This window comes from Nocardioides sp. (genome assembly GCF_031422975.1).
In the GTDB taxonomy this organism is placed as follows: Bacteria; Actinomycetota; Actinomycetes; order Propionibacteriales; family Nocardioidaceae; genus Nocardioides.
On sequence record NZ_JANPEO010000314.1, the window covers coordinates 1 to 6,648 of the forward strand.

Sequence of the window (6,648 nt, forward strand, 5' to 3'; positions counted from 1 at the left end):
GCGGCGCTGGAGCTGGTCGCGGAAGCACTCCTCGACGAACCACTCAACGACACACCCGCAGAAGGGAGCAGCACCCGATGAGAGCAATCCTGCTCGGTGGTGGACTCTCCCTGCTGATCTCGCTGATCGGCACCCGCTACGCCATCGTCGTGCTCGCGCGCCGGGGCTACGGCCAGGAGATCCGCGACGACGGCCCCACCACGCACCACACGAAGCGCGGCACCCCGACCATGGGTGGCATCGTCATCATCCTGGCCACGGTCGTCGGCTACTTCACGGCCAAGCTGATCACCATGCAGACCCCGTCGGCCTCGGCGATGCTGCTGCTCTTCCTCTTCGTGGGCCTCGGCACGGTGGGCTTCCTCGACGACTTCATCAAGATCAGCCGCCAACGCAACCTTGGTCTGCGTAGTCGCGCCAAGCTGATCGGCCAGACCGTGATCGCCGTGACGTTCGGCATCCTGGCGCTCTCTCCGGCGCTCGCGGACGACCGCGGCAAGACCCCCGCGTCCCACAGCCTCTCGTTCATCCGCGACTACGAGCGGTTCGCGTTGCCGACCGTCGTGGTGATCGTGCTGATCTGGTTCTTCGTCACCGGCTTCAGCAACGCCGTCAACCTCACCGACGGCCTCGACGGGCTCGCCACCGGTGCCAGCATCCTGGTCTTCGCCGCCTACACGCTGGTCAACATCTGGCAGAACTCGCAGTCGTGCGCCCTGGAGAGCGGCGCCGCCTGCTACGAGGTGCGCGATCCGCTAGACCTTGCCGTGGTGTGTGCCGCCATCACCGGCGCCTGCTTCGGCTTCCTGTGGTGGAACGCGTCGCCGGCCCAGATCTTCATGGGCGACACCGGCTCGCTCGCCCTCGGCGGCGCGCTCGCCGGGCTGGCCATCATGACCCGCACCGAGTTCCTGCTCCTCATCATTGGTGGCCTGTTCGTGGTCATCACGCTCTCGGTCATGATCCAGGTGTCGGTGTTCAAGGTGAGTCGGGCCAGCGGCCTGTTCCGGTCGGTCTTCGGTGTCAAGGCAGGCCACCGGGTGTTCCGGATCGCGCCCCTGCAGCATCACTTCGAGAACCTCGGCTGGGCCGAGGTCACCATCGTGATCCGCTTCTGGATCATCACCGGCCTCTGCGTGGCCGCGGGTCTCGGCATCTTCTACGCCGAATGGGTGGCCGGGATCGGATGACGCGTCCGGACCCCGACGCGCTGGGTCGACACGACTCCTGGGACGGCGTGCGTGCGGCCGTCGCCGGCTTCGGCGTCTCCGGGTTCGCGGCGGCCGACAACCTGCTCTTCCTGGGCGCGGATGTGACAGCGCTCGACGAGACCAGCACCGAGGAGAAGGCCGAGAAGGCCGAGCTCCTGGAGACCCTCGGCGCCACCGTCCGGCTCGCGCCGGGTGCGACCGACACGCTGCCCGCCGACGTCGACGTCCTCGTCACGTCGCCCGGGTGGAGGCCGTCGTCGCCGCTGCTCGCCCAGGCGGCAGCCCGCGGCATCCCGATCTGGGGTGAGGTCGAGCTCGCCTGGCGGCTGCGCGACCCCGAGCACGCGGCCCCCTGGCTGGCGGTCACCGGCACCAACGGCAAGACCACCACCGTGCAGATGCTCGACTCGATCCTGCGCGCCGCTGGCCTGCGCAGCGCGGCCGTCGGCAACGTCGGGCGCCCGGTCGTCGAGGCGGTCATGGATCCCGAGCCCCACGACGTGTTCGCCGTCGAGCTCTCCAGCTTCCAGCTGCACTACACGCAGTCGATGAGCGCCGAGTCCGCCGTCGTGCTCAACCTCGCCGAGGACCACCTCGACTGGTACGACGGACCGCACGCCGTGTCACAGAAGATGGCCGACTACGCCGCCGACAAGGGCCGCATCTACCACCAGGTCCAGCGTGCCGCGGTGTACAACGTCGCCGACCCGGAGACGGAGCGACTTGTCGCGGACGCCGACGTGGTCGAGGGCGCCCGTGCGATCGGCTTCACCCTGGGCATGCCCGGTGTCGGGATGGTCGGCGTCGTCGAGGACTTCCTGGCTGACCGGGCGTTCATCGAGCAGCGAGCGAGCACCGCGGCCGAGCTGTGCACCATCGCCGACCTGGCCTCTCCCGCGCCGCACTTCGTCGCCAACGCGCTGGCCGCGGCCGCCCTCGCGCGGTCCCACGGCGTCTCGCAGGAGGCGGTCCGGGAGGGGTTGCGCTCCTTCAAGCCCGACGGACACCGGATCGCGCGCGTGGCCGAGGCCGACGGCGTGACCTGGGTCGACGACAGCAAGGCCACCAACCCGCATGCCGCCATGAGCTCGCTGCAGGCCTACGAGTCCGTTGTCTGGGTCGCCGGCGGCCTGGCCAAGGGGGCTCACTTCGACGACCTCGTCCAGTCGGTCCGTGGTCGGCTGCGCGGCGCCGTACTCCTCGGTCGTGATCGGCGGGTGATCGCCGACGCGCTTTCGCGACACGCCCCCGATGTGCCCGTCATCGAGATCGGCGACGGTCAGACTGGAGCACCGATGGACCGCGTCGTCGACGCAGCCGCACAACTCGCCCGCCCCGGCGACACCGTGCTGCTCGCGCCGGGATGTGCCTCCATGGACATGTTCGCCAACTACGGCGCCCGAGGCGACCAGTTCGCCGCCGCGGTGCACCGCCGGTTGGGCCGCCCGAGCGGCTGATCAGAGACCGACGAGGAAGGGGACACCCGATGGCGACCACCACGCCCGCCGGGACCCCCACCCGGGCTCGGGTCCAGCCCACGGTGCACGCGGCCGCGCTGCGTGCCGCCCTGGACCGCCCGCTGTCGTCCTACTACCTGCTGCTCGGTGCGTCGGCGCTGCTGCTGACCATCGGCCTGATCATGGTGCTGAGTGCGTCCAGCGTCTACAGCTTCCGCTACTACGACGACTCCTATGCCGTCGTGAAACGGCAGCTGCTGTGGGTGGTGCTCGGCCTACCGTGCGCCTTCATCGCCTCCCGGCTCTCCGTGAGCTGGGTGCGCGCCCTGGCCTGGCCGGCCTACGTCGTGTCGTTGACGCTGCTGCTGCTCACCGCGTTCCTCGGTGTCGAGCGCAACGGCAACCAGAACTGGCTGGCGGTCGGTCCGCTCGCCATCCAGCCCTCCGAGATCGCCAAGCTCGGCCTGATCCTGTGGGCCGCCAACGTCTACGCCCGCAAGGAGCGCCGCCTCGGCAGCGTGCACCACGTGATGATCCCGGTCGTGCCGGGCATGCTGCTGGCGACGGCCCTGGTGGTGGCCGGTCGTGACCTCGGGACGGCGCTGGTGCTGTTCGCGATCCTGCTGGGCATGCTGTGGGTGGTCGGCGCCCCGGCCCGGCTCTTCGTGGTCTGTCTCTCGGTGGTCGGTGCCGTGGCGGTGTTCCTGGCCGCCATGGACTCCGAGCGGCTCTCCCGGATCACCAACTTCTCCGACCCGTTCAAGGACTACCTCAACTCCGGCTGGCAACCGGCCCACGGCCTGTACGCCCTCTCGACCGGCGGCTGGTTCGGCCAGGGCATCGGCGCCTCCACCCAGAAGTGGGGCGACCTGCCCGAGGCCCACACGGACTTCATCTTCGCCGTGCTGGGCGAGGAGCTCGGGCTGGTGGGCACCCTGCTCGTCATCGGCCTTTTCTTCACCATCGCCTTCGCCGCCGTGCGGATCGCCATGCACACCGAGGACCCGTTCGTGCGCTACATGACCTTCGGCATCGTGGTGTGGCTGCTCGGCCAGATGGTCATCAATGTGGGCATGGTCCTCGCGGTGCTCCCGGTGATCGGGATCCCGCTACCACTCGTGTCCTACGGCGGCTCGGCGCTGCTGCCCTCGCTGGTCGCGCTCGGGATCCTGGTCGGCTTCGCCCGCCGTGAGCCCGAAGCCGCGCGTGCCCTCGCCGCCCGCAGGCGCAACCGCTCGGCGGGGCTGTCGGCCGGCCGCTAGGTTCCCACTGATATGCGCATCCTGCTCGCCGGCGGCGGTTCCGCCGGCCACACCTCGCCCCTGATCGCCACAGCCGACGCCCTGCGGCGTCTCGACCCGAGCGTCGAGATCACCTGCCTGGGCACCCGCGAGGGACTCGAGGCCCGGCTCATCCCCGAGGCCGGTCTGCCGCTGGAGTTCGTGCCCCGGGTCCCGCTGCCTCGCCGACCGGGCGCCGACCTGCTTCGCGTGCCCGGTCGACTCCGCGCCGCCCGCCGGTCCGCCATCGAGATCGTCGACCGGCTGCGTCCCGACGTCGTCGTCGGCTTCGGGGGCTACGTCTCGGTGCCGGCCTATCTCGCCGCGCGCACGCGCGGCGTGCCGCTCGTCGTGCACGAGGGCAACGCGATCGCCGGCGTTGCCAACAGGCTGGGTGCGCGGCTCACGCACCACGTCGCGACCAGCTTCCCGGCGACCGCGCTGCCGCACGCCACCTACATCGGGCTGCCGATCCGGCGCATGATCTCGACCCTCGACCGCGCTGCCCTGCGCGAGGAGGCACTGGCTCGCTTCGGGCTCGCAGCCGACCGCCCGACGCTGCTGGTGACCGGCGGCTCCCAAGGCGCGGCCCGCATCAACGCCGCGGTCTCGCAGGCCGCCCCGGCGCTGGCCGCGGCCGGCATCCAGGTGCTCCACGTCGTCGGGCCCACGCACACCCTCGAGCTGCCCGAGGGCGCCGGCACCTACGTCATCGAGCAGTACGTCGACCGGATGGACCTGGCCTACGCCGCGGCCGACGCCGTGCTGTGCCGGGCCGGCAGCAACACGGTCACCGAGGTGTCGGGCGTGGGACTGCCCGCGGTCTACGTGCCGCTGCCGATCGGCAACGGCGAGCAGGCACTCAACGCCCGGCCGGTGATCGACGCCGGTGGCGGGCTGCTCGTCGCCGACGCGGCCCTCACCCCCGAATGGGTGGCTGCGACGCTGCCCGCCCTGCTCACCGACCACGCCCGCCTCGACGCCATGGGCGCCGCGGCTGCCGACGTGATCCCGCTCGACGCCGACGAGTTGCTGGCGCGCATCATCCTCGAGGCGGGTTCGCGATGAGGCTGCCGGTCCCCGACGTGCTCCTGCCCGCAGACCAGCTCGGCCGGGTGCACTTCATCGGCATCGGCGGCGCGGGGCTGTCGGCGATTGCTCGCATCATGGCCGCCAACGGCATCGCGGTCTCCGGCTCCGACGACCAGGACACCCCTTTCCTTCCTGCCCTGCGCGAGCTGGGCGTCACCTGCCACCTCGGCTACGACCCGGACCATCTGGGCCATCTCGCGGACGGCGACACCGTTGTGGTCACCACCGCCGCCCGCGAGGACAACGTCGAGGTCGCCGAGGCCCGTCGACGTGGCCTGCGCCTGTTGCCGCGCTCGGCCGGGCTCGCCGCCACCATGGCCGGGAGCCGGGTGCTCGCCGTGGCCGGCACCCACGGCAAGACCACGACCACCGGCTTGTTGACCAGTGCGCTGCTGGCTGCCGGTGCGGACCCGACCTACGCCGTGGGCGGCGTGCTCACCGCGACCGGCCAAAACGCCGATGCCGGCACCGATGACCTCTTCGTCGCGGAGGCGGACGAGTCCGACGGCGCGTTCCTCGTCTACCGGCCGCATGCCGCGATCGTCACCAACGTCGAGGCCGACCACCTCGACAACTGGGGGACCGAGGAGGCCTACCACGCGGCCTTCGACGAGTTCGCCGACACCGTGGACCGCCACGGCTTCCTGGTCTGCTGCGTCGACGATCCGGGCGCGCGGACCCTTGCCGCGACCGCCCGCGAGAGCGGCCTCGAGGTCATCACCGTCGGCGAAGCAGCTGACTGCGACGTACGCATCGCCGACCTCGTCCTCGAGGGCAGCACGTCGAGGAGCCACATCGTCCGCGACGGGGCCGACCTGGGGGAGCTGCGCCTGCGCATCCCCGGTCGGCACTACGCCCTCGATGCGGCCGCCGCGCTGGCGATGGGCCTGCGCCTGGGCTTCCCGTTCGGAGAGCTCGCCGACGGGCTGGCCGCCTTCACCGGCACCGGCCGCCGGATGGAGCTCAAGGGCGAGGCTGCCGGGGTGCGCGTCTACGACTCCTACGCCCACCATCACGTCGAGATCGCCGGTGACCTGCAGGCCGCCCGGTCGGTCGTGGGCGCCGGTCGCCTTGTGGTGGCCTTCCAGCCGCACCTCGTCTCGCGCACCCGGACCCTCGGCGCGCAGATGGGTCAGGCCCTGGGCGCCGCGGACGAGGTCGTCGTGCTCGACGTCTACCTCGCCCGGGAGGACGCTGACCCGGCCGTCACCGGACGCCTGGTCGCCGATGCCGTACCCCTGCCGGCCGCGCAGGTCATGTTCGAGGCCGACTTCGATGCCGTGCCCGCCGAACTCGTCGCCCGCGCCCGCCCCGGGGACGTCATCTTGACCCTGGGGGCCGGCAGCATCACCCAGCTGGCAGCCCCCATCCTCGCCCTCCTGCAGGAGCGCGATGCCTGAGACCCGCACCCCCGACGCGCGTGCGACCGAGTCCCCTGACGAGCGGGCCGAGCGACGCACGCGGCAACGCTTCGCCCGCCGGCAGTGGGCCCGGCGCTGGATGCGCTGGAAGTACATCGTCGCGTTGGTGCTGCTCGTCGCGATGTCCGCCACCGGCGTCTGGCTGGTCTTCTTCTCCGCCACCTTGTCGGTGACGAGGGTGGAGGTG

5 protein-coding genes and 1 pseudogene are annotated in these 6,648 nt (G+C 71.3%); all 6 read left to right on the forward strand.

The features are described from left to right. Window positions 1–77: 77 nt before the first annotated feature. The gene (mraY, locus tag RMO85_RS09455; protein ID WP_310528476.1) at window positions 78–1,190 is read left to right on the forward strand and encodes a phospho-N-acetylmuramoyl-pentapeptide-transferase; all 1,113 of its coding nucleotides are present in this window, start codon (window positions 78–80) and stop codon (window positions 1,188–1,190) included. Then, window positions 1,169–2,668, forward strand: a complete 1,500-nt coding sequence (gene murD, locus RMO85_RS09460; RefSeq protein ID WP_397203554.1) for a UDP-N-acetylmuramoyl-L-alanine--D-glutamate ligase — start codon at window positions 1,169–1,171, stop codon at window positions 2,666–2,668. Before mraY ends, murD begins: the two co-directional genes overlap by 22 nt. A gap of 29 nt (window positions 2,669–2,697) precedes the next feature. After that, a complete protein-coding gene (gene ftsW, locus RMO85_RS09465; protein ID WP_310528478.1) occupies window positions 2,698–3,930 on the forward strand; it encodes a putative lipid II flippase FtsW in 1,233 nt (410 codons plus the stop codon). A gap of 12 nt (window positions 3,931–3,942) precedes the next feature. Continuing rightward, complete coding sequence (gene murG, locus RMO85_RS09470; RefSeq protein ID WP_310528479.1) at window positions 3,943–5,016, forward strand: undecaprenyldiphospho-muramoylpentapeptide beta-N-acetylglucosaminyltransferase; 1,074 nt, start codon at window positions 3,943–3,945, stop codon at window positions 5,014–5,016. Beyond that, window positions 5,013–6,440 carry a UDP-N-acetylmuramate--L-alanine ligase gene (gene murC, locus RMO85_RS09475; protein WP_310528480.1) on the forward strand — a complete coding sequence of 476 codons (1,428 nt, stop codon included), beginning with the start codon at window positions 5,013–5,015 and terminating at the stop codon, window positions 6,438–6,440. The genes murG and murC overlap by 4 nt, the downstream gene beginning before the upstream one ends. After that, window positions 6,433–6,648, forward strand: a pseudogene (locus RMO85_RS09480) (hypothetical protein); the annotation flags it as partial. The gene murC and the pseudogene RMO85_RS09480, both read left to right, overlap by 8 nt.